The 20,468-nt window shown below is 62.6% G+C and carries 21 protein-coding genes and 1 other annotated feature; of the genes, 10 read left to right on the forward strand and 11 right to left on the reverse strand.

Annotation, left to right across the window (positions count from 1 at the left end; all coding sequences use genetic code 11):
- Nucleotides 1-900: an ATP phosphoribosyltransferase gene (gene hisG / locus V8N38_RS07885; RefSeq protein WP_049202244.1), complete on the reverse strand. Its 900-nt coding sequence runs from the start codon at nt 898-900 to the stop codon at nt 1-3.
- A 71-nt stretch (nt 901-971) separates the two neighbouring features.
- Nucleotides 972-1,098, reverse strand: a sequence feature (His leader region).
- The gene (gene hisL, locus V8N38_RS07890; protein WP_100396937.1) at nt 1,074-1,121 is read right to left on the reverse strand and encodes a his operon leader peptide; all 48 of its coding nucleotides are present in this window, start codon (nt 1,119-1,121) and stop codon (nt 1,074-1,076) included. (Overlaps the previous feature by 25 nt.)
- Nucleotides 1,122-1,350: 229 nt before the next feature.
- On the opposite strand from hisL, the gene V8N38_RS07895 reads away from it, so the two are divergent.
- A complete protein-coding gene (locus V8N38_RS07895) occupies nt 1,351-2,175 on the forward strand; it encodes an SDR family oxidoreductase (protein ID WP_015377257.1) in 825 nt (274 codons plus the stop codon).
- Between the two features lie 15 nt (nt 2,176-2,190).
- Here the strand turns inward: V8N38_RS07895 and V8N38_RS07900 are convergent, their stop codons facing one another.
- Complete coding sequence (locus V8N38_RS07900) at nt 2,191-3,075, reverse strand: LysR family transcriptional regulator (protein WP_147839513.1); 885 nt, start codon at nt 3,073-3,075, stop codon at nt 2,191-2,193.
- 137 nt (nt 3,076-3,212) lie between these two features.
- Between V8N38_RS07900 and V8N38_RS07905 the strand changes: the two genes are divergently transcribed.
- On the forward strand, nt 3,213-4,403 hold the full coding sequence (locus tag V8N38_RS07905; protein WP_141958632.1) for an MFS transporter: 1,191 nt from the start codon (nt 3,213-3,215) through the stop codon (nt 4,401-4,403).
- Here the strand turns inward: V8N38_RS07905 and V8N38_RS07910 are convergent.
- Complete coding sequence (locus tag V8N38_RS07910; RefSeq protein WP_060421547.1) at nt 4,394-5,299, reverse strand: LysR family transcriptional regulator; 906 nt, start codon at nt 5,297-5,299, stop codon at nt 4,394-4,396. The genes V8N38_RS07905 and V8N38_RS07910 overlap by 10 nt on opposite strands.
- Before the next feature lie 248 nt (nt 5,300-5,547).
- On the opposite strand from V8N38_RS07910, the gene speB reads away from it, so the two are divergent.
- The 4 genes from speB (at nt 5,548) to V8N38_RS07930 (ending at nt 10,211) form a co-directional block, all read left to right on the forward strand.
- Nucleotides 5,548-6,480, forward strand: coding sequence for an agmatinase (gene speB, locus V8N38_RS07915; protein ID WP_033637774.1), 933 nt, complete (start codon nt 5,548-5,550; stop codon nt 6,478-6,480).
- Between the two features lie 77 nt (nt 6,481-6,557).
- Entirely contained in the window at nt 6,558-7,943 is a 1,386-nt protein-coding gene (locus tag V8N38_RS07920; protein WP_102984970.1) for a sodium:solute symporter, read from the forward strand.
- Between the two features lie 31 nt (nt 7,944-7,974).
- Nucleotides 7,975-9,402, forward strand: coding sequence for a purine-cytosine permease family protein (locus tag V8N38_RS07925; protein WP_147839512.1), 1,428 nt, complete (start codon nt 7,975-7,977; stop codon nt 9,400-9,402).
- The gene (locus V8N38_RS07930) at nt 9,399-10,211 is read left to right on the forward strand and encodes a nitrilase-related carbon-nitrogen hydrolase (protein ID WP_100396922.1); all 813 of its coding nucleotides are present in this window, start codon (nt 9,399-9,401) and stop codon (nt 10,209-10,211) included. The genes V8N38_RS07925 and V8N38_RS07930 overlap by 4 nt, the downstream gene beginning before the upstream one ends.
- A gap of 63 nt (nt 10,212-10,274) precedes the next feature.
- Here V8N38_RS07930 and V8N38_RS07935 read toward each other — a convergent pair whose 3' ends face one another.
- Both V8N38_RS07935 and V8N38_RS07940 read right to left on the reverse strand, forming a co-directional pair.
- Nucleotides 10,275-11,258, reverse strand: a complete 984-nt coding sequence (locus V8N38_RS07935) for a magnesium and cobalt transport protein CorA (protein ID WP_055312326.1) — start codon at nt 11,256-11,258, stop codon at nt 10,275-10,277.
- Between the two features lie 11 nt (nt 11,259-11,269).
- A complete protein-coding gene (locus V8N38_RS07940) occupies nt 11,270-11,689 on the reverse strand; it encodes a GNAT family N-acetyltransferase (RefSeq protein ID WP_041034264.1) in 420 nt (139 codons plus the stop codon).
- A 131-nt stretch (nt 11,690-11,820) separates the two neighbouring features.
- On the opposite strand from V8N38_RS07940, the gene V8N38_RS07945 reads away from it, so the two are divergent.
- Nucleotides 11,821-12,921: a PQQ-dependent sugar dehydrogenase gene (locus V8N38_RS07945; RefSeq protein ID WP_060440324.1), complete on the forward strand. Its 1,101-nt coding sequence runs from the start codon at nt 11,821-11,823 to the stop codon at nt 12,919-12,921.
- Between the two features lie 13 nt (nt 12,922-12,934).
- Here the strand turns inward: V8N38_RS07945 and V8N38_RS07950 are convergent, their stop codons facing one another.
- Together V8N38_RS07950 and V8N38_RS07955 are read right to left on the reverse strand one after the other, a co-directional pair.
- The gene (locus tag V8N38_RS07950) at nt 12,935-13,555 is read right to left on the reverse strand and encodes a glutathione S-transferase family protein (protein WP_060440323.1); all 621 of its coding nucleotides are present in this window, start codon (nt 13,553-13,555) and stop codon (nt 12,935-12,937) included.
- Nucleotides 13,556-13,644: 89 nt separating this feature from the next.
- The gene (locus tag V8N38_RS07955) at nt 13,645-14,301 is read right to left on the reverse strand and encodes an HAD family hydrolase (protein WP_004938759.1); all 657 of its coding nucleotides are present in this window, start codon (nt 14,299-14,301) and stop codon (nt 13,645-13,647) included.
- Between the two features lie 107 nt (nt 14,302-14,408).
- Here V8N38_RS07955 and V8N38_RS07960 point away from each other — a divergent pair, with 107 nt between their 5' ends.
- The gene (locus V8N38_RS07960) at nt 14,409-14,645 is read left to right on the forward strand and encodes a hypothetical protein (protein ID WP_072271032.1); all 237 of its coding nucleotides are present in this window, start codon (nt 14,409-14,411) and stop codon (nt 14,643-14,645) included.
- Nucleotides 14,590-15,612 (forward strand): isopenicillin N synthase family dioxygenase, encoded by a 1,023-nt coding sequence (locus V8N38_RS07965; protein WP_070913983.1) that lies wholly within the window; start codon nt 14,590-14,592, stop codon nt 15,610-15,612. The genes V8N38_RS07960 and V8N38_RS07965 overlap by 56 nt, the downstream gene beginning before the upstream one ends.
- A gap of 59 nt (nt 15,613-15,671) precedes the next feature.
- Here the strand turns inward: V8N38_RS07965 and V8N38_RS07970 are convergent, their stop codons facing one another.
- Together V8N38_RS07970 and V8N38_RS07975 are read right to left on the reverse strand one after the other, a co-directional pair.
- On the reverse strand, nt 15,672-16,817 hold the full coding sequence (locus V8N38_RS07970; RefSeq protein WP_025302206.1) for a trans-sulfuration enzyme family protein: 1,146 nt from the start codon (nt 16,815-16,817) through the stop codon (nt 15,672-15,674).
- 12 nt (nt 16,818-16,829) lie between these two features.
- Nucleotides 16,830-18,197, reverse strand: coding sequence for a pyridoxal-phosphate dependent enzyme (locus V8N38_RS07975; RefSeq protein ID WP_147839511.1), 1,368 nt, complete (start codon nt 18,195-18,197; stop codon nt 16,830-16,832).
- A gap of 466 nt (nt 18,198-18,663) precedes the next feature.
- On the opposite strand from V8N38_RS07975, the gene V8N38_RS07980 reads away from it, so the two are divergent.
- Nucleotides 18,664-19,869, forward strand: a complete 1,206-nt coding sequence (locus V8N38_RS07980) for a serine hydrolase (RefSeq protein ID WP_038881127.1) — start codon at nt 18,664-18,666, stop codon at nt 19,867-19,869.
- Between the two features lie 100 nt (nt 19,870-19,969).
- Here V8N38_RS07980 and V8N38_RS07985 read toward each other — a convergent pair whose 3' ends face one another.
- Nucleotides 19,970-20,461 (reverse strand): fimbrial protein, encoded by a 492-nt coding sequence (locus V8N38_RS07985; RefSeq protein WP_225528983.1) that lies wholly within the window; start codon nt 20,459-20,461, stop codon nt 19,970-19,972.
- Nucleotides 20,462-20,468 lie beyond the last annotated feature (7 nt).

A 20,468-nucleotide genomic window follows, 5' to 3' on the forward strand; every position in this document is an offset into this window, starting at 1 on the left:
TTACTCCATCATCTTTTCAATCGGCAGCACCAGAATCGAGCTGGCGCCGAGCGCTTTCAGTTTTTCCATGGTTTCCCAGAACAGGGTTTCGCTGCTCACCATGTGCATCGCCACGCGGTTCTGCGCGCCGGCCAGCGGCAGAATAGTCGGGCGCTCGGCGCCCGGCAGCAGCGCGACGATCTCGTCCAGCTTCTCGCTCGGCGCGTGCAGCATGATGTATTTGGATTCGCGCGCCTGGATCACGCCCTGAATGCGGGTCATCAGGCGGTCGATCAGCTGCTGCTTGGCTTCCGGCATTTCACCGTCGCGCTGAATCAGGCAGGCCTTGGAGCGGTAGATCACTTCCACTTCGCGCAGGCCGTTGGCCTCCAGCGTGGCGCCGGTAGAGACCAGATCGCAGATGGCGTCGGCCAGGCCGGCGCGCGGCGCCACTTCCACCGAGCCGTTCAGCAGGCAAGATTTAAAGCGCACGCCCTGCTTGTCGAGGTATTGCTTCAGCAGGTGCGGGTAAGAGGTGGCGATGCGGGCGTCCTGCAGGTTTTGCGGGCCGGTATATTCGGCGTCGAGCGGGGTGGCCAGCGACAGGCGGCAGCCGCCGAAATCGAGGCGGCGCAGGGTGAAGTAGCGCGGGTCTTCGCCCTGAGCGCGGCGGCTGAGCAGCTCTTCTTCCAGCACGTTTTCGCCGATGATGCCCAGATCGACCACGCCGTCCATCACCAGGCCCGGAATGTCGTCGTCGCGCACGCGCAGGATATCGATCGGCATGTTTTCCGCGAAGGCGATCAGGCGCTGTTGCTGCAGGTTGATCTTGATGCCGCAGCGCGCCAGCAGCTCCTGGGATTCATCGCTCAGGCGGCCCGACTTCTGCATTGCGATCCGTAAACGTGTCTTGTCCAGCATGGTAACCTCTGTTTAATCTGTAATTTTATGAATTTATTGTAAAAACTATTCTTTTCTGTCTGTCCGGAGCCAAAAAAAAACCCTCGGAAGAAATCTTCCGAGGGCTCTCTCTTGCGTTCTGCGCGCCACTGGAAGATTAACAAACCGTCTTCCAGCACTCATCGCCTGAAAGACTAGTCAGGGTGATGGTGATGATGGTGGTTGAACTGAACGCGTGTCATGGTGTTTTTCTCTAATCAAAAGCCGGTAAAAACCGTATGCCAATTAAGCTAAACTATCCGCTGTCCACCGCGCAACCCTTTTTTAACGTCATAAATTTAATTTATTGAAACAGGTTAGGTTATTAGCCACAGACGGCTTTACCTAACCTTAAGCCGGGCAGATTGTATCGCCGTGCACAGTGGCGTAGCCTTAGGGGTAGGGCGCTGCGATCTTCAGGAGAGGAAGAGGATGAAAAAGGTAGCCATTATTGGTTTGGGTTGGCTGGGCATGCCGTTGGCGCTGTCGCTGATGGGGCGCGGGTATGATGTGGTCGGCAGCAAAACCACGCCGGACGGCGTCGAGGCCGCGCGCATGAGCGGCATCGAATGCTATCAACTGGAGCTGACGCCGGAGCTGGTGTGCGATCCGGACGATCTGGAATCGCTGCTGCGCGTGGATGCGCTGGTGGTGACGCTGCCCGCTCGCCGCACCGTCGAAGGCAGCGAGAACTATTTCAATGCGGTGCGTATGCTGGTGGACAGCGCGATGGCCTTCGGCGTGCCGCGGGTGATCTTTACCAGTTCCACCTCGGTGTACGGCGAAACCGCCGGCACGCTGCGCGAAGAGTCGCCGCTGCGGCCGGTCTCGCCGTCGGGCCGGGTGCTGGCCGAGCTGGAGCGCTGGCTGCATGAATTGCCGAACACCTCGGTGGACATTCTGCGGCTGGCGGGGCTGGTGGGCGCCGATCGTCACCCCGGTCGCTTCCTGGCGGGCAAGCTCGATGTGAAGGGCGGTTCGCAGGGGGTGAATCTGGTGCACCAGGACGACGTCATCGCCGCCATCCAGCTGTTGCTGAAGCTGCCGAAGGGCGGTCACGTGTACAACCTGTGCGCGCCGCGTCATCCGGCCAAACGCGAATTTTATCCGGCGCTGGCCGAGCAGCTGCACCTGGAGCCGCCGCAGTTCGCCGACGAAGCGGAGCAGGATGAGCGGCTGGTGGACGGCAACCGCATCTGCAACGAGCTGGGTTTTGAGTACCAGTATCCCGATCCGGCGCGCATGCCGGTCAGTTAAGGCAGCATACGTCGTTTAAAGCGGGAAAAGGTGGCTCGTCACAAAGTCGACGAACAGCCTGATTTTGACTGACAGGTGGCGGCCCGACGGCCAGAGGACATGAAAAACCATGTTCTCGCGGTCGTATTCATCCAGAACCGTCACCAGGCTACCCTGTTCCAGCTGTCTGCGCACGGCGATCTCCGGCAAATAAGCGATGCCGAGCCCTTGCTCCGCGAAGCACACCTGCGGATCGAGGGTATTTGTCACCATGCTGGCCGGCCGTTCGGGGATCGTCTCCGTCTTGTCCCCCAGCGGCCAGACATCCAGTTTGCCGGTGCTGGGAAAGCGATAATGCAAACGGGCATGGCTTGTCAGATCCTCGGGCTTGCTCGGCATACCCGCTTGGCTGAAATAGCTTGGCGCGCCAACGAAAACCTTGCGGCAGGTCCCCAACCGACGGGCAACCAGCCGTGAATCGCTCGGGGTGCCGCTGCGGATAACGGCATCGAAACCTTCCTCAATCACGTCAACCAACCGATCCGAATAATCAATATCCAGCTCGATCTCAGGATAGCGGCGCTTGAAGTCCCCCAGTTTTGGCATGAAAAGCGTGCCCAGCGACGGGAGACTGATGCGCAGCTTACCCTGGGGCGTTCCTCGCGTTTGCAACAGTTCGGCTTCCGCGCCTTTCACCTCGCTCAAAATGCGTCGGCACCTCTCCAGGAACAAGGCGCCTTCCGGCGTCAGGTTGACCGTGCGGGTGGAGCGGTGAAACAACCGCACGTTGAGCCGTTCCTCCAGCCGGGCGATGGTTTTGCTGACCGCCGACGCGGAGATCCCCAGCTGTTGCCCGGCCGCCGTGAAGCTGCGGCTTTCACTGACCCGCACGAAAACGTCGAGAGAACCCAAGCTTTCCATAGGCTTCCATTCTATTGATGACCTTTATGTCATGAGTGTTATTCACTTTAGCCTGTTTTTCTTTTATCGGCGAGTGGGCAGCATGATGCAAACGTCATCCGCAATGGGCGGAAACATCTTTGAATGGGGAGTGATTGATGAATCAAACGACGATATCTGCGCCTGCCGCGAGCAGCGAGCGGTTGCCGCTGGGGGGCCTGCTGGCGTTGGCGATGGCCGCTTTCATCACGCTGCTGACCGAGATCATGCCGGCGGGCGTGCTTTCTTCGATCGCGGGCGATTTGAGCGTGTCTGAAAGCCTGGCGGGGCAATTCATCACCGCCTATGCGGTGGGGGCGTTGGTCGCCGCCATTCCGCTCACCGCATTGACGCAGGGCATGCGGCGCCGCCCCTTGCTCTTGAGCGCGATCGGCGGCTTTGCCATCGTCAACCTCGTCACGGCGCTGTCGCATGATTACCACGTCTCATTGGCGACGCGTTTCTTCGCCGGCGTTTTCGGCGGCATCGTTTGGTCCTTGCTGGCCGGTTACGCCGTGCGCATGTCACCGGCCCATCTTGGCGGCCGCGCTATTGCGATCTCCGGCGCCGGCGCCACCCTGGCGCTGGTGCTCGGCGTACCGCTCGGCACGTTGCTTGGCCGAGCCATCGGCTGGCAGGGCGCCTTTGGCCTGATGACGTTGATGGCGGTGATGCTCGTGGTGTGGATCATCGCCATCGTGCCGGATTTCCCCGGCCAGGCTAAGGCGCATCGCCCGTCTCTGAGCGGCGTATTCTTGCAATGCGGGATCCGCGCCGTGCTGTTCGTGGTGTTCACCTTCATCGTTGCCCACAACATTCTGTATATCTACCTGGAGCCTTTCCTCAAGCCGTCGGGGTTATCCGAGCGGGTCGACATCGTACTGTTTATCTTCGGGCTGGGCGCGATTGCCGGATTGGGCGTCGCCGGGATGCTGGTCGATCGACGAGTCCAATCTCTTACGGTGATGAGCATCGTCATTTTTGCCCTCGCCGCCGTGCTGCTGGGGAGTGGGGGACGGATAGCCCCGATGGTTTATCTCGCGGTCGCATTGTGGGGCGTGGCTTTCGGCGGTTTCGCCACCCTCACGCAGACGGCATTGTCACGCCTTTCCGGCCGCGCGGCCGACGTGGCGCAGTCCATGTATACGACGGGCTGGAATACCGCCGTGGCCGCCGGTGGCGCGATCGGCGGCATGCTGCTCGACAAGGGCGGAGCGGCCTCTTTTGCTTGGGCCATCATCGGGCTCCTCATCCTGTCTTTAACCGGCACGCTGTTTGCCATGAATCGGGCGCTGGCCTCTCAGCGATGAGGTGATTGGCGTGCGGCGCGCGCCAAATCCTCCAGCAGCGCGTTCAACGCCTCGTCGGGCTGGACAGGGCGGCTGACCAGGCTGAGCGTGGCGCGGTAAGAGAGCGCCGCGCCGCCCAGCTGCCGCAGCAGCCCCTGTTCCACCCAGCGCGCCGCGTAGTGGGTGGGCAGGTAGCCGAGACAGGAACCGCTCAGTACCAGATGGGCGACGCTTTCCATATGGTGGGCCACCGCAGCCAGGTGAGGCGGCGCGATCGGGCACAGCTGCTGCGCCAGCAGGTAGCCGCGCTTGACCCAACGCGCGTTTTCAATCTGCTCGCGCTCCGGTTCTTCCACCGCGAACAGCGGGTGATCCGCGCTGCAGTAGATCGCCTGCGTCTCCTCCAGCCATGACTGATAACGCAACGCCTCCAACTGTTGGCCGAAGTAGCCGATGCCCAGATCGAGCTGCCGGTGCAGCAGCCCCTGCTCAATCTCGTTCGGTGAACAGATGCGGCACTGCAATTGCACGTCCTGATGTCGGCGCTGGAAGTGTTTGATGGCCTGGCTGAACGGGTTGCCCGGCAGCGAAACCAGATTATCCACCAGACCGATCTGCAGATCGCCGGTCAGCAGGCCGTTCAGCGACTGGCTGACCCGGGTGAAGTCGCGGGCGGCGTTGAACAGCGAACGGCAGGCGATCAGCATGCGTTCGCCCTTGGGCGTCAGCCGGAAGCCTGAGCGGCCGCGTTGGCACAGGCGAAAACCCAGCCGGGTTTCCAGCGAGGCCAGGTGGGTGCTGATGGTGGATTGGTTCATCAGCAGCGTTTCCTGCGCGGCGCTGACGCCCTGGGCTTCTGCCACCGCGACGAACACCCGCAGCAGTTTCAGATCGATATCGCTTAGGTTGGTGAGCATTCCCCCTCCGCAGAACGTCGGCCGGTTAACCCATTTTTAACATCGAAGAAATAGGGGCGGCGCTGAAGATATGGCCTTCCTTATGGCATGAATTGGAAATAAAAATCAATACTTCAATAAGTTAGTTGCATCGCGTTTTTCGATGTTTACATGCAAAAGCGGGAATGGTAGCCGGGGTGGCCAACGGGGTAGTCTGCGAATGTTGCTCAAATGTTTCAATTCATCGCAGATAAAGACAAGGAAACGCCATGCTGAACCAACCCCAAAGCGGTAACGACATGCCGCGCTTTGCCGGTATTCCCACCATGATGCGCCTGCCCGCGGCCGACCAGGCGCACGGTCTGGATGCCGCCTTTGTCGGCATTCCGCTGGATATCGGCACCTCCAACCGCAGCGGCACCCGCTATGGCCCGCGCCAGATCCGCCAGGAGTCGGTGATGATCCGCCCTTACAACATGGGCACCGGCTCCGCCCCGTTCGAACGGCTGCAGGTGGCCGATCTGGGGGATGTCGCCATCAACCCTTACAGCCTGGCGGACAGCGTGCAGCGCATCGAGGCGGCTTACCACGAGATCCTGGCGCACGGCTGCATGCCGTTGACGCTCGGCGGCGACCACACGCTGACGCTGCCGGTGCTGCGCGCCGTCGCCCGTCGGCATGGCCCGGTCGGGCTGATCCACGTTGATGCGCATTCCGACACCAATGAGGAGATGTTCGGCGAACAGCTGGCGCACGGCACCACCTTCCGCCGCGCGTTCGAGGAGGGGCTGCTGGCGCCGGAAAAGGTGGTGCAGATTGGCCTGCGCGGCAGCGGCTATGCGGCGGACGACTTCGACTGGTCACGGCGCCAGGGCTTCCGCGTGGTGCCGGCCGAGGCCTGCTGGCACCGGTCGCTGACGCCGCTGATGGCGGAGATCCGCGAACAGATGGGCGATGCGCCGGTTTACCTCAGCTTCGATATCGACGGACTGGATCCGGCCTTCGCACCGGGCACCGGCACGCCGGAAGTCGGCGGGCTGTCGGTCTGGCAGGGGCTGGAGATCGTGCGCGGCTGCCACGGGCTGAACCTGGTGGGCGGCGACGTGGTGGAGGTGTCGCCACCTTACGATCGCTCCGGCAACACGGCGCTGCTGGCCGCCAACCTGCTGTTTGAAATGTTGTGCGTGCTGCCGGCCCGCTGAGGCCGGTGCGCTGACCCTACCGGCGGAGCGGTTGCGTCGGGGCCCCTGATAACAATAACAACGGAGTGGAGGTACCCATGAATCTCGATCTGCTGGTCGTGGTGTTTTACTTTCTGGTGATAGGCGCGGTGGGGTGGATGGGCATTCGCCGCGCCAATTCCAAAGAGGCGTATCTGGTCGCCGGGCGCAATCTGGGGCCGGGGCTGTATTTGGGCACGCTGTCGGCGGTGGTGCTCGGCGGCGCGTCGACCATCGGCAGCGTCAAACTCGGCTACACCTACGGCATCTCCGGCGTCTGGCTGTGCGGCGCGCTCGGGCTGGGCATCGTGGTGCTGAGCCTGGTGCTGGCCAAGCCGCTGCTCAAGCTGAAGCTGTATACCGTCAGCCAGGTGTTGTCGCGGCGCTATCACCCGGCGGCGCGGGTCACCAGCGGCGCGATCATGCTGGCGTATGACCTGATGGTGGCGGTGACCTCGATCATCGCCATCGGCAGCGTGATGCAGGTGATGTTCGGCCTGTCGTTCAGCGCGTCTATCCTGCTCGGCGGCGGGCTGGTGGTGCTGTATTCGACGCTGGGGGGCATGTGGTCGCTGACGCTGACCGATATCATTCAGTTCATCATCATGACCGTCGGCATGATGCTGGTGCTGATGCCGATGAGCATCGTCAAGGCCGGCGGCTGGGAAGCCTTCACCAGCCTGCTGCCCGCCGGTTACTACCAACTGTCGTCGATCGGGTTGGACACCATTCTGGTGTTCTTCCTGATCTACTTCTTCGGCATTCTGATCGGCCAGGACATTTGGCAGCGGGTGTTTACCGCCCGCAGCGCCAACGTGGCGCGCTTCGCCGGGCTGGGGGCGGGCGTCTATTGCGTGCTGTACGGCGTGACCGGCGCGCTGATCGGCATGGCCGGCAAGATCGTACTGCCGTCGCTCAGCAACACCGACGGCGCCTTTGCCGCCATCGCGCAGGCGGTGTTGCCGGTCGGCGTCAGCGGGCTGGTGGCCGCCGCGGCGTTGGCAGCGCTGATGTCCACCGCCAGCGCCTGCCTGCTGGCCTCTTCCACCATCGCGCTGGAGGACGTATTGCCGGCCATCCGGCGCAAACCTTCCGGCGGGTTGGCCGCCGGGCGCTTCACCACGCTTCTCATGGGCGTGGTCATGCTGGGGCTGGCGTTTGTGGTACGCGACGTGCTGGCGGCGCTGACGCTGGCTTACAACCTGTTGGTGGGCGGCATGCTGATCCCGCTGGTGGGGGCGATCTTCTGGCCGCGCGCCACCAGCGCCGGCGCCATTGCCAGCATGCTGACCGGCAGCCTGTGCGTGGTGGGGCTGATGGCCTGGCACGGCATCGACGCCAACAGCCCAATCTACGGCGGCCTGCTGGGCGGCGGCATCGCCTTCGTGTTGGGCAGCCTGTTGAGCCGCCCGGCAGCGCAGCTGCAGCCGCAAACCGAGCGTTGAGACGAGGCTAATGATCGCGACGAGGTGGAACATGAACAATCGCAATGTGGCGTCACGCCCAAAAATTGAAGTGCGCTCGATAGACTATGTGCCCCGTCACGAGCGGCATGGCAAGGTTTGGCATCAGGCGCCGTTTTGGTTTACCGGTAATTTCGTTTTGACGACGATGGTGGTCGGTTTCACCGGCCCTGCGTTGGGGTTGGGCGCGCTTTATTCGATGCTGGCCATTGCCGCCGGCGTAGGGTTCGGCACGTTCTTCATGGCGTGTCATGCCAATCAGGGGCCGCGCATGGGGCTGCCGCAGATGATCCAGTCGCGGGCCCAATTCGGCCTGCGTGGCGCCATCGTTCCCTTTGCCGCCGTGGTGTTTGTTTACATCGGCTTCAACGTGTTCAACGTTATTCTCGCGACCGATGCGATCAACACGGTGTTGCCGGGCCACCGTCTGCCCTGGTATGCGTTGCTGATCGCGGTGGCCGTGCTGTTGGCGATCGTCGGCCACGATATGCTGCATGCGGTGCAGCGCTGGCTGACCTATGTGATGATGGCGGTGTTCGGCGTGCTGACGATCGGCGCCGTGTTGTCGCTGCGGATGGATGCCGCCGTCGGCGCCGGGCATTTCTCGTGGGCGGCCTTTTTGATTCAGCTGTCGGCCGCCGCCGGCTACCAGATCAGCTACGCGGTGTACGTTTCCGACTATTCGCGCTATCTGCCGCAGGAAACGCCGTCTACCAACGTGATCTTTTGGACTTATCTGGGGGCGGCCGGATCGGCGCTTTGGCTGATGTCGCTGGGCGCATTTCTGGCCTCAGCCCTACCGGCCCCCGATGCGATCGGCGGCGTACAGGCGGTGGGTAATGCCGTTTACCCGGGATTTGGCACGCTGGCCGTGCTGATCGCCGTGCCCTCGCTGGTCGGCATCATGGCGGTCAATTGTTATGGCGCGATGCTGACCAGCCTCAGCGCGATTGACGCGTTCCGTAAAGTGACGCCGACGTTGAGATTACGCATGATCGGCATTGGCGTCGTCGCCCTGACGGTGTTTGCGGTGGCGTTGGCTATCCCGGCGAGCTATCTCGCCAGCTTCAATACCTTCGTGCTGCTGATGCTGTATTTCCTGGTGCCCTGGACGGCGGTGAATCTGATGGACTTTTACGTGGTGCGCGGCGGGCATTACGCGATCGGTGAAATCTTCAACCCGGCGGGGATCTACGGCCGCTGGGGGCGCTCCGGCCTGACGGCCTACGCGATCGGCCTGCTGGCGATGGTGCCGTTCATGACGTTGGGCTTTTACACCGGCCCCTTTGCTGTTTTACTGGGCGGTGCGGATATCGCTTTTCTGGTCGGCCTGCTGGTGGCCGGGAGCGTTTATGTCGTGATGTGCCGGAAGCTCGATCTTGAAGCCGAACGGCGGGTGGCGTTGTGCTGCGAGGGTTTATTGGAAGGAGAACGGGAGTGAAGGAAAAAATCAGCGTCGCATGCTGCCAGTTAGCGTTGCGGGTCGGGGAAGCGGAACACAATCGGGCGCTGTCCGCCCAGGCGATCCGCCGGGCGGCGCAGTGCGGCGCCAACGTCATCGTGCTGCCGGAGCTGGTGAACAGCGGCTACGTGCTGCGCGATAAGGCGGAGGCGCGCGCGTTGGCCGAGGCCGAAGACGGGCCGAGCCTCAGCCTGTGGGGAGCCCTGGCGCGCGAGTTGGATGTGGCGATCGTCGCCGGTTTCTGCGAGCGCCTGCCCGATGGCGAGGTGGCCAACAGTGCGGCATTGATCGATGCGCAGGGGGTGAGGGCGATTTATCGCAAAGCGCACCTGTGGCACGAAGAGAGCACCATTTTTACCGCCGGCGATCGGCCACCGCCGGTCATCGAGACCCGCTTTGGCCGGTTGGCGGTGATGATCTGCTACGATCTCGAATTCCCGGAGTGGGTGCGGCTGCCGGCGCTGGCCGGCGCTCAGTTGCTGTGCGCGCCGGTCAACTGGCCGCTGGCGCCGCGCCCGCAGGGCGAACGGCCGGCGGAGATGGTGAAGGCGCAGGCCAACGCCGCCGTCAATCGGCTGTTCATCGCGGTGTGCGATCGTTGCGAAACGGAGCGCGGCGTCGCGTGGATCGGCGGCTCGGCGATCGTCGACGCCGACGGTTACCCGTTGACGCAGAGCCTGGCGGGCGAAGGCATGGTGCTGGCATCGATGGATATCGGCGCGGCCGATGACAAGCGCATCGGCCGCCACAATCACGTGCATCGCGATCGGCGGCCGCTGCTGTATTGAAGCGGCGGGGCGGGCTGCCCCGCAGAGGATTTTTGCCGGCGGCAACAGCCGCCGTTTTGGCGTTTACAGCCAGCCCGATTTCTTCAGCTTCTGATACAGGAAAATGCAGCCGACGGCGGTCACCCCCAGCGTGGCGTGGTAGGCCCACGGGAACTTCAGCTCCGGCATGTCGGCGAAGTTCATGCCGTACAGGCTGAAGACCACCGTCGGAATGGCCAAAATCGCCCCCCAGCCCGCCAGCCGTTTCACCACTTCGTTCTGCTTGACCGTCACCAGCGCCAGGTTGACGTGCATGGCGTTGGTCAGCATTTCACGCATGTCGTCGATATTGCTGACCACCTGATGTGCGTGATCCTGCACGTCGCGCACGTAGGCGCGCAGCTCTTTCGGGATCACCTCTTCGTGCAGGCGGATCAGCTGGTTGCAGATTTCATCCATCGGCAGTGCGGCGTTGCGCAGCGCCAGCAGATGGCGGCGCAGGGTATAGACGTTCTCGATCGCCGCCTGATCGAACTCCGACTGGAACATGTTGGCTTCGATATTCTCGATGGTGCTCTCGAAGCGCGCCACCACGCTGCGGTAGTTGTCCACCACGAAGTCCAGCACCGAATAGAGGGCGAAGCCCGGCCCGCGGCACATCTGCTTGCGGTTCTCTTCCGCCTTGGCGCGGATCGGCGCGTAGCTGGGCGAGGCGCCGTGGCGCACCGTCACCAGAAAGTTTTTGCCGACGAAGAAGTGGGTTTCACCGTATTCGATTTCGTCGTGCTCGCCCCACTGCGCGGTTTTAACCACGATGAACAGCGAATCGCCGTAGGTCTCCAGCTTCGGCCGCTGGTGCGCGCACAGCGCGTCTTCGATCGCCAGATCGTGCAGGCCGAACTCCTCCTGCACCTTGCGCATAAACGCCGGTTCCGGCTGCCGGAGCCCCAGCCAGACGAAGGTGTCCGGCTGTTTGACCACCTCGCTGATATCGTCGATGGTCACTTCGCCCAGCCGTTGGCCGGCTTTGTACGCCACACAGTTCACCACCATGCTTTTGCTGTCCATCCGTCCATCCATTAATCAGTCAGGGTTTTGGTGAGAAAATAACACTCATGTTCCACCGGATACTCTTTCAGCGTCATTTGCAGCTGATAGCCGAGTTTTTCGTAGAACGGCCGCGCCTGGAAGCTGAAGGTATCCAGGCGAGCGTAGCGGCAGCCGCGCGCCTGCGCCTCGCGTTCGGCGGCGCGCATCAACCGGCCGCCGAGGCCGCTGCCGCGTTGGGAGTCCGCCACCCACAGCCACTCGACGCTCAGCCAGTTGCCCCAGGTTTCGGCGGTCAGCCCGCCGATCACCGTGCCGGCCTCGTCGCGCGCATAGACGCTGAGCGGCTTGCGGTGACGGGCGTCGATATGCGGCAGGTTGTAAGCGCGCAGGCCTTGCCTGATCGCATCGAGGGTGTGTTCGTCAATCGCGTCGGTAACGGTAATGTCCATGATTCCTCCTGGGTGATGCGTTAACTTAAGCACACTGCGGCCAAAAGGCAACCTGTTGAAATGTAATGCAAACGACCGCGCCCGCTGAGTGGGCTACACTAAACGGGTCATTTCACCTCCAGGAGGATGCCATGCCCCGATTGACTTTGCTGGCCGGTTTGCTGCTGTGCAGCGGCCTGCTGCACGCCGCGCCGACGGTCAGCCAACTGCAAGACGGCCTGGAACACCCGTGGTCGCTGGCCTTTTTGCCGGCGGAACAAGGCCTGCTTATCACCGAGCGGCCCGGCCGGTTGCGGCTGTGGCAGCAGGGCAAAGGCCTGTCGCCGCCGATCGCCGGCGTGCCGCAGGTTTACGCCGAGGGGCAGGGCGGCCTGCTGGAGGTGTTGCCGGCCCCCGACTTCGCCGCCAGCCGCCGGGTGTACCTCAGCTTCGCCGAACCGGGCGAGGGCGGCAAAGCCGGCACGGCGGTCGGCTACGGCCGTTTGAGCGAAGACGGCGCGCGGCTGGAAAACTTCAAGGTGATCTTCCGCCAGCTGCCCAAGCTGTCGGTCGGCAATCACTTCGGCGGCAAGCTGGCGTTCGACCGGCAGGGCTACCTGTTTATCGCGCTGGGCGAAAACAACCAGCGGCCGACGGCGCAGGAGACCGACAAGCTGCAGGGCAAGCTGGTGCGGCTGACCGCCGAAGGCGCAGTGCCGCCGGACAACCCCTGGGTCGGCCAGGCCGGCAAACGGCCGGAAGTTTGGTCCTACGGCCACCGGAATCCGCAAGGGCTGGCGCTGAACCCGTGGAGCGGCGCGATCTGGGAGCACGAGCACGGCCCGCGCGGCGGCGATGAGCTCAACCTCCCGCAGCCGGGTAAAAACTACGGCTGGCCGCTGGCCACCTACGGCATCAATTATTCCGGCCAGCCGATCCCGGAGGCCAGGGGGGAACGGGTGCCCGGCACCGAACAGCCACTGCACTATTGGCGGGTTTCGCCCGGCCTCAGCGGCATGGCGTTTTATGACGGGCAGCGCTTCCCCGCCTGGCGGCACTCGCTGTTCATCGGCGCGCTGGCGCAAAAGGAACTGATTCGCCTGACGCTGGAAGGCGACAAGGTGGTGGCGGAAGAGCGGTTGCTGGGCGATCGCGGCGAGCGCATTCGCGAGGTACGCAGCGGGCCGGATGGCTACCTGTATCTGCTGACGGACGAGCAGGACGGCAAGCTGCTGAAAGTCGGGGCGTCGTAACGCCCCGCAGCGATCAGGTGAGTTCGCTCATCACGCCGCGCTGGTAGGCGGGGCGAGTGCGCAGCTGCTGATACCAGCGCTCCATGTTCGGCCGCGAACGGCGGGCGATCGGCATCTCGAACCAGGCGTAGGCGAAGCTGCCGAGCGGAATATCGCCAAAGCCGAACGCGTCGCCGGAGAGGTAAGGCTGATGTGCCAGCGCCTGTTCAATGACGTCGAAGTGTTTTTCCAGCGTGGCGATCGCCGCTTCGATTTTCGCCATGTCGCGCAATTCCGGCGCGGTGCGGATCAGGCCCCAAAAGACGATGGTGAAGGCCGGGACGATGGTCGAGGTGGTCCAATCCATCCACTTCTCGGCGGCGGCGCGTGCCTGCAGATCTTGCGGATAGAACGTCGCGTCGCCGAATTTCGCCGCCAGGTAGCGCACGATGGTGTTGGATTCCCACAGCACGAAGTCATCGTCCTGCAGCAGCGGCACCAGGCCGTTCGGGTTCAGCGCGCGGTAACTTTCTTCGTTCACCTTGCCGAACGCGCCGCCGGCGTTGATGTGGGTATAGCTCAGCCCCAGTTCGGCGGCGCACCACAGCACCTTCCTGACGTTGTTCGAATTCTCACGACCCCAAATGGTCAGCATGGGATAACTCCGTTAGCGGATTAAAGACCCTTAATACCTACGCCACAACGCGCTTTTTGTCACACCGCAGGGCACTTTTTGCCTGCCGCTCAGCGCTCCCAGCGGCACACTTCCCAGCCGTGTTCCGCCGCCAGCGCGCTCAACTCGCTGTCGGGGTTGATCACCGTAGCGCTGTCGACGAATTGCAGCATCGCCTTATCGTTGAGGGAGTCGCTGTAGCCGTGGCTGTGTTCGAATTTCAGGTGCGGATGCTGCGCCAGCCAGTGTTGCAGGCGGATCACCTTACCCTGTTGGTAGGTCATGGTGCCGTAGGTGTTGCCGGTGAAGCGGCCGTCGCTGATTTCCACGCCGATCGCCAGCGCATCGTCGGCGCCGAGCTGTTCGGCGATCGGCGCCACCAGGTGCTCGCCGGTGGCGGAGATCACCAGGATGCAGTCGCCGCGCTCGCGGTGCCACTGTAGGCGTTCACGGGCGGCGGGGTAGACGCGCGGCAGGATATCGCGGCGAATGTAGCGTTGCACCCAGCCGGCTACGGTTTGCACGCTCAGGCCGGTCAGCGGCGCCAGCGTGGCCTGCATATAGTCCTCCATCGACAGCTTGCCCTGATAATAGAGCTGCATCAGCTGCTGCTCTTGCAGTTCCAGCTCCGCCGGCGCGAAGCCCTGGCCGACCAGCCAGCGGATCCACAGGCTGGCGCTGTCATCGTCAATCAGGGTTTCATCCAGGTCGAATAAGGCTAAATCCATCAGTATTTCTCCGGCAGGCAGGGTATGAGGTCGTTTACAGGATAGCGGATAGCGCCCATCGCCAGCCAGCGGCGTCGGCGAAATTGCGCAGAGCATAAGAAACATTGATGACGGTTTTGCGACAGTTTGTTGAACGTTTGCATAACTTAGAACGCAACAATATTGGCCGCCCCGGCGAGCGCGGTGATAACTATGAGGCAAACGCAGCCACCCGCTGGAGAGAGACAATGTTGATTATTCGCCTGTACGGCAGCCCGATCGCGATCGGGGAAGAAGAGGAACCGCATGATGACGCACCTGACGACGCTGAAGACGCTGCCGCTGCTGGATCTTTCGCAGCTTGACGGCGATGCGCGCCGGCGGCGCGCCTTTCTTGACGATTTGCGCGCGGCGGCCCGCGACGTCGGTTTTTTCTATCTGCGCGGGCACGGTGTGGACAGTGCGCTGAATGCGCGGCTGCAGCAGGGCGCGCGACAATTCTTCGCGCTGCCGGAAGCCGACAAATTGGCGGTGCAGATGGTGCATTCGCCGCACTTTCGTGGTTACAACCGGGCGGCGGCGGAGCTGACGCGTGGCCAGCCGGACTGGCGTGAGCAGTTCGATATCGGCGCCGAACGCCCGGCGCTGACGCTGTCTGACGACACCCCGCGCTGGGCGCGTCTGCAGGGGCCAAACCAGTGGCCGGCGGCGCTGCCGACGCTGAAACCGCTGCTGCTGCAGTGGCAACAGGCGATGACCGCCATGTCGCTGCGGCTGCTGCGCGCTTTCGCTTTGGCGCTGTCGCTGCCGGAGCAGGCTTTCGATCGCTTGTACGGCGAGAAGCCCAACGAACACATCAAACTGATTCGCTACCCGGGGCGGGACGCTACCGCCAGCGCACAGGGCGTCGGCGCGCACAAGGACTCCGGCTTTCTCAGCTTCCTGCTGCAGGACGCGCAAAAAGGGCTGCAGGTGGAGGTGAGCGAAGGGCGGTGGATTGACGCCCAGCCGCGTGAGGACACCTTCGTGGTGAACATCGGCGAGCTGCTGGAGCTGGCGACCAACGGCTACCTGCGCGCCACGGTGCACCGGGTGGAAACGCCGCCGGCGGGGCGCGACAGGCTGTCGATCGCCTTCTTCCTCGGCGCGCGATTGGACGCGGTGGTGCCGTTGTATCAACTGCCGCCGTCGCTGGCGGCGCAGGCGCGCGGCCCGGCCAGCGATCCGCTCAACCCGCTGCTGCGCGACGTAGGGTATAACTACCTGAAAGGCCGCATCCGTTCCCACCCCGATGTGGCACAGCGCTTTTATCGGGACGTCATCGGCGTCTGAACATCAGGCACAAAAAAGCCCGGCGCGTCGGCCGGGCTGATGGCGATTGATTCTGGCGATTATTCCGCCAGCGCCTGCTGCAGATCGGCGATCAGATCTTCCACATCCTCAATCCCCACCGACAGGCGCACCAGCTGCGGCGTGATGCCGGTTGCCAGGCGCTGTTCCAGCGGAATGGAGGCGTGCGTCATGCTGAACGGCTGGCTGATCAGGCTTTCCACGCCGCCCAGGCTTTCCGCCAGGGTGAACAGGCGCGAGCGCTGAATGACCCGGCGCGCATAGGCGTCGTCGCCTTTCAACCGCACCGAGATCATGCCGCCGAAGCGCGTCATCTGGCGCGCCGCCAGCTCATGCTGCGGGTGGCTCGGCAGGCCGGGATAGTAGACATTTTCCACCTGCGGCTGGCTCTCCAGCCACTGGGCGATGCGCAGCGCGCTGTCGCTGTGGCGCTGCATGCGCAGGGCCAGGGTGCGGATGCCGCGCAGCGTCAGGAAGCTGCTGAACGGATCGAGAATGCCGCCGACCGCGTTTTGCAGGAAACCGAGCTGCTCCGCCAACGCCGGGTTATCCCCCACCGCCGCGACGCCGGCCACCACGTCGGAGTGGCCGTTGAGGTATTTGGTGGCGGAGTGCACCACCACGTCAAAGCCCAGATCCAGCGGACGCTGCAGATACGGCGAAGCGAAGGTATTGTCCGCCACGCTGATTAGCTGATGCTTTTTGGCGATCGCGGCGATGGCGCTCAGATCCGCCAGTTTCAGCAAGGGGTTGGTCGGGGTTTCCACCCAGATCATTTTGGTATCCGGCTCGATCGCCTGTTCCAGCCCGGCGAGATCCGCCGGCGACACGTAGGTGACGCGCAGGCCGGCGGTGCGGCTGCGCACCTTTTCCAGCAGGCGATAGGTGCCGCCGTACAGATCGTCCACCGCGATCAGGTGGCTGTCTTTATCGAGCAGCTCCAGCACCGTGGAACAGGCCGCCAGGCCGGAGGCGAAGGCGTAGCCGCGGCTGCCGCCTTCCAGTTCGGCGATGGCGCTTTCCAGCGCGGTGCGCGTCGGGTTGGCGCTGCGGGAATATTCGTAGCCGGTATGCTCGCCCGGCGCCGGTTGGGCGTAGGTGGAGGTGGCGTAAATCGCCGGCATCACTGCTCCGGTCGCGTCCGGGGTGTAACCGGCGTGAACGGTCAACGTATCAAACTTGGCCATAATGGGTCCTTATTAACGTAATTTTTGGCGCCAGGCGTTAAGCACGTCTGTGCGGGTAATCAGGCCGAGGAAGTGCTCGCCGTCGAGCACTACCGCGACGTGGCCATGGTTGAAGGTGGCCTGCAATTCTTCGTAGCCGGCTTCTTTTTGCAGCGTATGGACTTGCTTGGTCATCGCGCTACTGGCCGGCAGGCTGAAGTGGGCGGCGTCGGCCTGGACGGCGTTCAGCAGATCCCACTCATCGATCAGGCCGACCACCCGATCGCCTTCCAGCACCGGCAGCTGCGAGATGTCGTACAGCCGCATGCGGGCGTGCACGATCGCCAGCGTGTCGTCCGGCGCGGCAGAAACGGCCGCACCTTCGTCGTGGCGGTAGGCGATCAGATCGCGCAGATCGCCGTGCTGCGGTTTGCTCAGGAGACCCTGTTCCAGCATCCAGTGGTCGTTATACATTTTAGACAGGTATTTATTGCCGCTGTCGCAGACAAAGGTCACCACTCGCTTGGGTTCGGTCTGTGCGCGGCAGTAACGCAGTGCGGCGGCCAGCAGGGTGCCGGTGGACGAGCCCGCCAGCACGCCTTCCTTGCGCAGCAGATCGCGCGCGGTGGTGAAGGCTTCTGCGTCGCCGATGCGGTAAGCGTGGCGGACCTGGTCAAAGTCGCTGAGCGGCGGGACGAAGTCTTCGCCGATGCCTTCCACCAGCCAGCTGCCCGCTTCCCCGATGTGGCCGTTGTCGAGATAGTCCGCCAGGATAGAGCCGGCAGGGTCGGCCAGCACGAATTCCGTCTGCGGCGAAACGTCGGCGAAATAGCGGCTCAGCCCGCCCAGCGTGCCGCCGGAGCCGACGCCAACCACGATAGCGTCCACGTCATGCTCCATCTGCCGCCACAGTTCGGGCGCGGTGGTGGTGGTATGGGCCGCCGGGTTGGCCGGGTTGTTGAACTGATCGATATAAAAGGCGCCGGGGATCTCCCCGGCCAGGCGTTTGGCGTAATCCTGATAGTAAGCCGGATGCCCCTTGCCGACGTCCGAGCGGGTCAGCAGCACTTCCACGCCCAGTGCGCGCAGGTGGAAGATCTTCTCGCGGCTCATCTTGTCCGGTACCACCAGCAGCAGCTTATAGCCTTTCAGCGCCGCCACCAGTGCCAGTCCCAGGCCGGTATTGCCGGCGGTGGCTTCGATGATGGTGCCGCCCGGCTGCAGCTTGCCGTCGCGCTCGGCCTGCTCGATCATTGACAGCGCCACGCGGTCTTTGATCGAACCACCGGGGTTTTGATTCTCCAGCTTGACGAACAGCCGGCACGGGCCGGTATCGAACTGGGTCAGTTCCAGCATCGGGGTATTGCCAATCATCTCGATGACGGAATGGGGGATCGCCATGACTCATCTCCAGGATTATTCGGTATAAAAGTCGTTATATGGATGATAACGCTGAGGATAAGCGCTTTAAAAAGAACAAATAACGGTTCTATATGCCATTATGGAATATATTAATTTTTTTTAGACGTATAGATGCGCAGATGTTTAGCGGTGCAGATGCTTGGCCGTGTAGCCGTGGGTGGATGCAAAAATACGCGTCGCGATGCTTTTTTGAACGATAAGCGGGGGCCTGCGTACAGTTATGTAAAAATGCTGAAAATTCACGCTAAACCCTGCAAAAATAAGATAAATCACATAAACTCACAGCAAGGGCATTTTCGGTGCGTTGCGTTACCCGCTATGGGCGCCGCAGGGGGTTGCGGCCGGCACGCGCGCACCGGGCCACTCTCGCTGGTTGGCTTAAAACGTGAACATGTTTGAAAGTTAACGCTATTTCAATGGTTTGAATGGACACTCTGGCGACGTCATGATGAAAAAAAACTTATCCACTTCCCTGAAAAAACTGACCTTCAGCGTAGGCATCCTGTTGCTGGCCGCCCCGGCCGTGCACGCGGCCGAGCCGCCGGCGCCGCCGCAGGTAGACGCCAAGGCCTACATTCTGATGGATTACAACAGCGGCAAGGTGCTGACCGAAGGCAATGCCGACACCCGTCTCGATCCCGCCAGCCTAACCAAGATCATGTCCAGCTACGTGATCGGCCAGGCGATCAAGGCCGGCAAGATCAAGCCGGAAGACCTGGTCACCGTCGGCAAAGACGCCTGGGCGCCCGGTAACCCGGCGCTGCGCGGTTCTTCGCTGATGTTCATCAAGCCGGGCGATCAGGTGCCGGTACTGGAGCTGAATAAGGGCATCGTGATCCAGTCGGGCAACGACGCCAGCATCGCGCTGGCGGACTACGTGGCGGGCAGCCAGGATTCGTTCGTCGGCCTGATGAACAACTACGCCAAATCCCTGGGGCTGCAGAATACCCACTTCCTGACGGTGCACGGTCTGGATGCGGAAGGGCAGTACAGCACGGCGCGCGACATGGCGCTGCTGAGCCAGGCGCTGATCCGCGACGTGCCGGACGAATACGCGCTGCATAAAGAAAAAGAGTTCACCTTTAACAAGATCCGCCAGATTAACCGTAACCGCCTGCTGTGGAGCAGCAACCTGAACGTCGACGGCATCAAGACCGGTTACACCAGCGGCGCCGGCCATAACCTGGTGGCGTCGGCCACCGACGGCCCGATGCGTCTGATCTCGGTGGTGCTGGGCGCGCCGAGCGATCGCGTGCGCTTCAGCGAAAGCGAAAAGCTGCTGACCTGGGGCTTCCGCTTCTATGAAACCGCGACGCCGATCAAGGCCGATAAGCCGTTCGTCACCCAGAAAGTGTGGTTCGGCGACGTCAGCGAAGTGCCGCTCGGCGTGGCGAAAGACGCCTCGGTCACCATTCCGAAAGGGCAGATGAAAAACCTGAAGGCCAGCTACAAGCTGACCCAGCCGACGCTGGAAGCACCGCTGGCGAAAAACCAGGTGGTCGGCACCATCGATTTCCAGCTGGACGGCAAAACCATCGAGCAACACCCGCTGGTGGTGATGCAAGAGGTGAAAGAGGGCAACTTCTTCAGCCGCATCTGGGATATGGTGATGATGAAGCTGAGCCAGTGGTTCGGCGGGATCTTCGGCTAAATACCCTGATGTGAGGCGCGCGCCCCGGGCGCAAGATTCTCGACCAAGCCGCAACGGAGACGTTGCGGCTTTTTTTTCGCGAGTTCCTGGGGCGCGGTGATTAAAAGTAGTCCACCAGCATGGTGGCGCCGCTGGTGAAATCGCCTTCCGCCAGGGTGACGGCGCTGTTTTTCACCGGCACTGCATCAAGCGTCGGCGGATTGGCGTAATCGATGTTCAGCGGCGTATTGATGGCGAAGGCCTTACCGTTGGCCAACAGCTTGATGCCCAATCCATTGACGCTGCTGGTTAACACGCTGCCGTCGAAGGCCGCCGCGCCGCCCATGATCTTCATTTTCAGCTGGCGGCTGTTATCCAGAAACTCGCATTTGATGCTGTAATCGATGCGTTGCATATAGCGATTGCCGTCGATGCGCTTGATGCCGACCTTGCCGAAGTCGATATCGATGGTGCGTCCGTCATTGATCACGCAAGGCGGAGGCGCCACCACGGTGGCGGTGATGTTGACCTTGGTGCCCTGGTCGGCGGCCTGGGTGGTGGCGCTGATCAGACTCAGCGACCACAGCAGAGCGCAGCGCGTTTTTTTCGTCATGTTCATT

It is taken from the genome of Serratia nevei, assembly GCF_037948395.1.
In the GTDB taxonomy this organism is placed as follows: Bacteria; Pseudomonadota; Gammaproteobacteria; order Enterobacterales; family Enterobacteriaceae; genus Serratia; species Serratia nevei.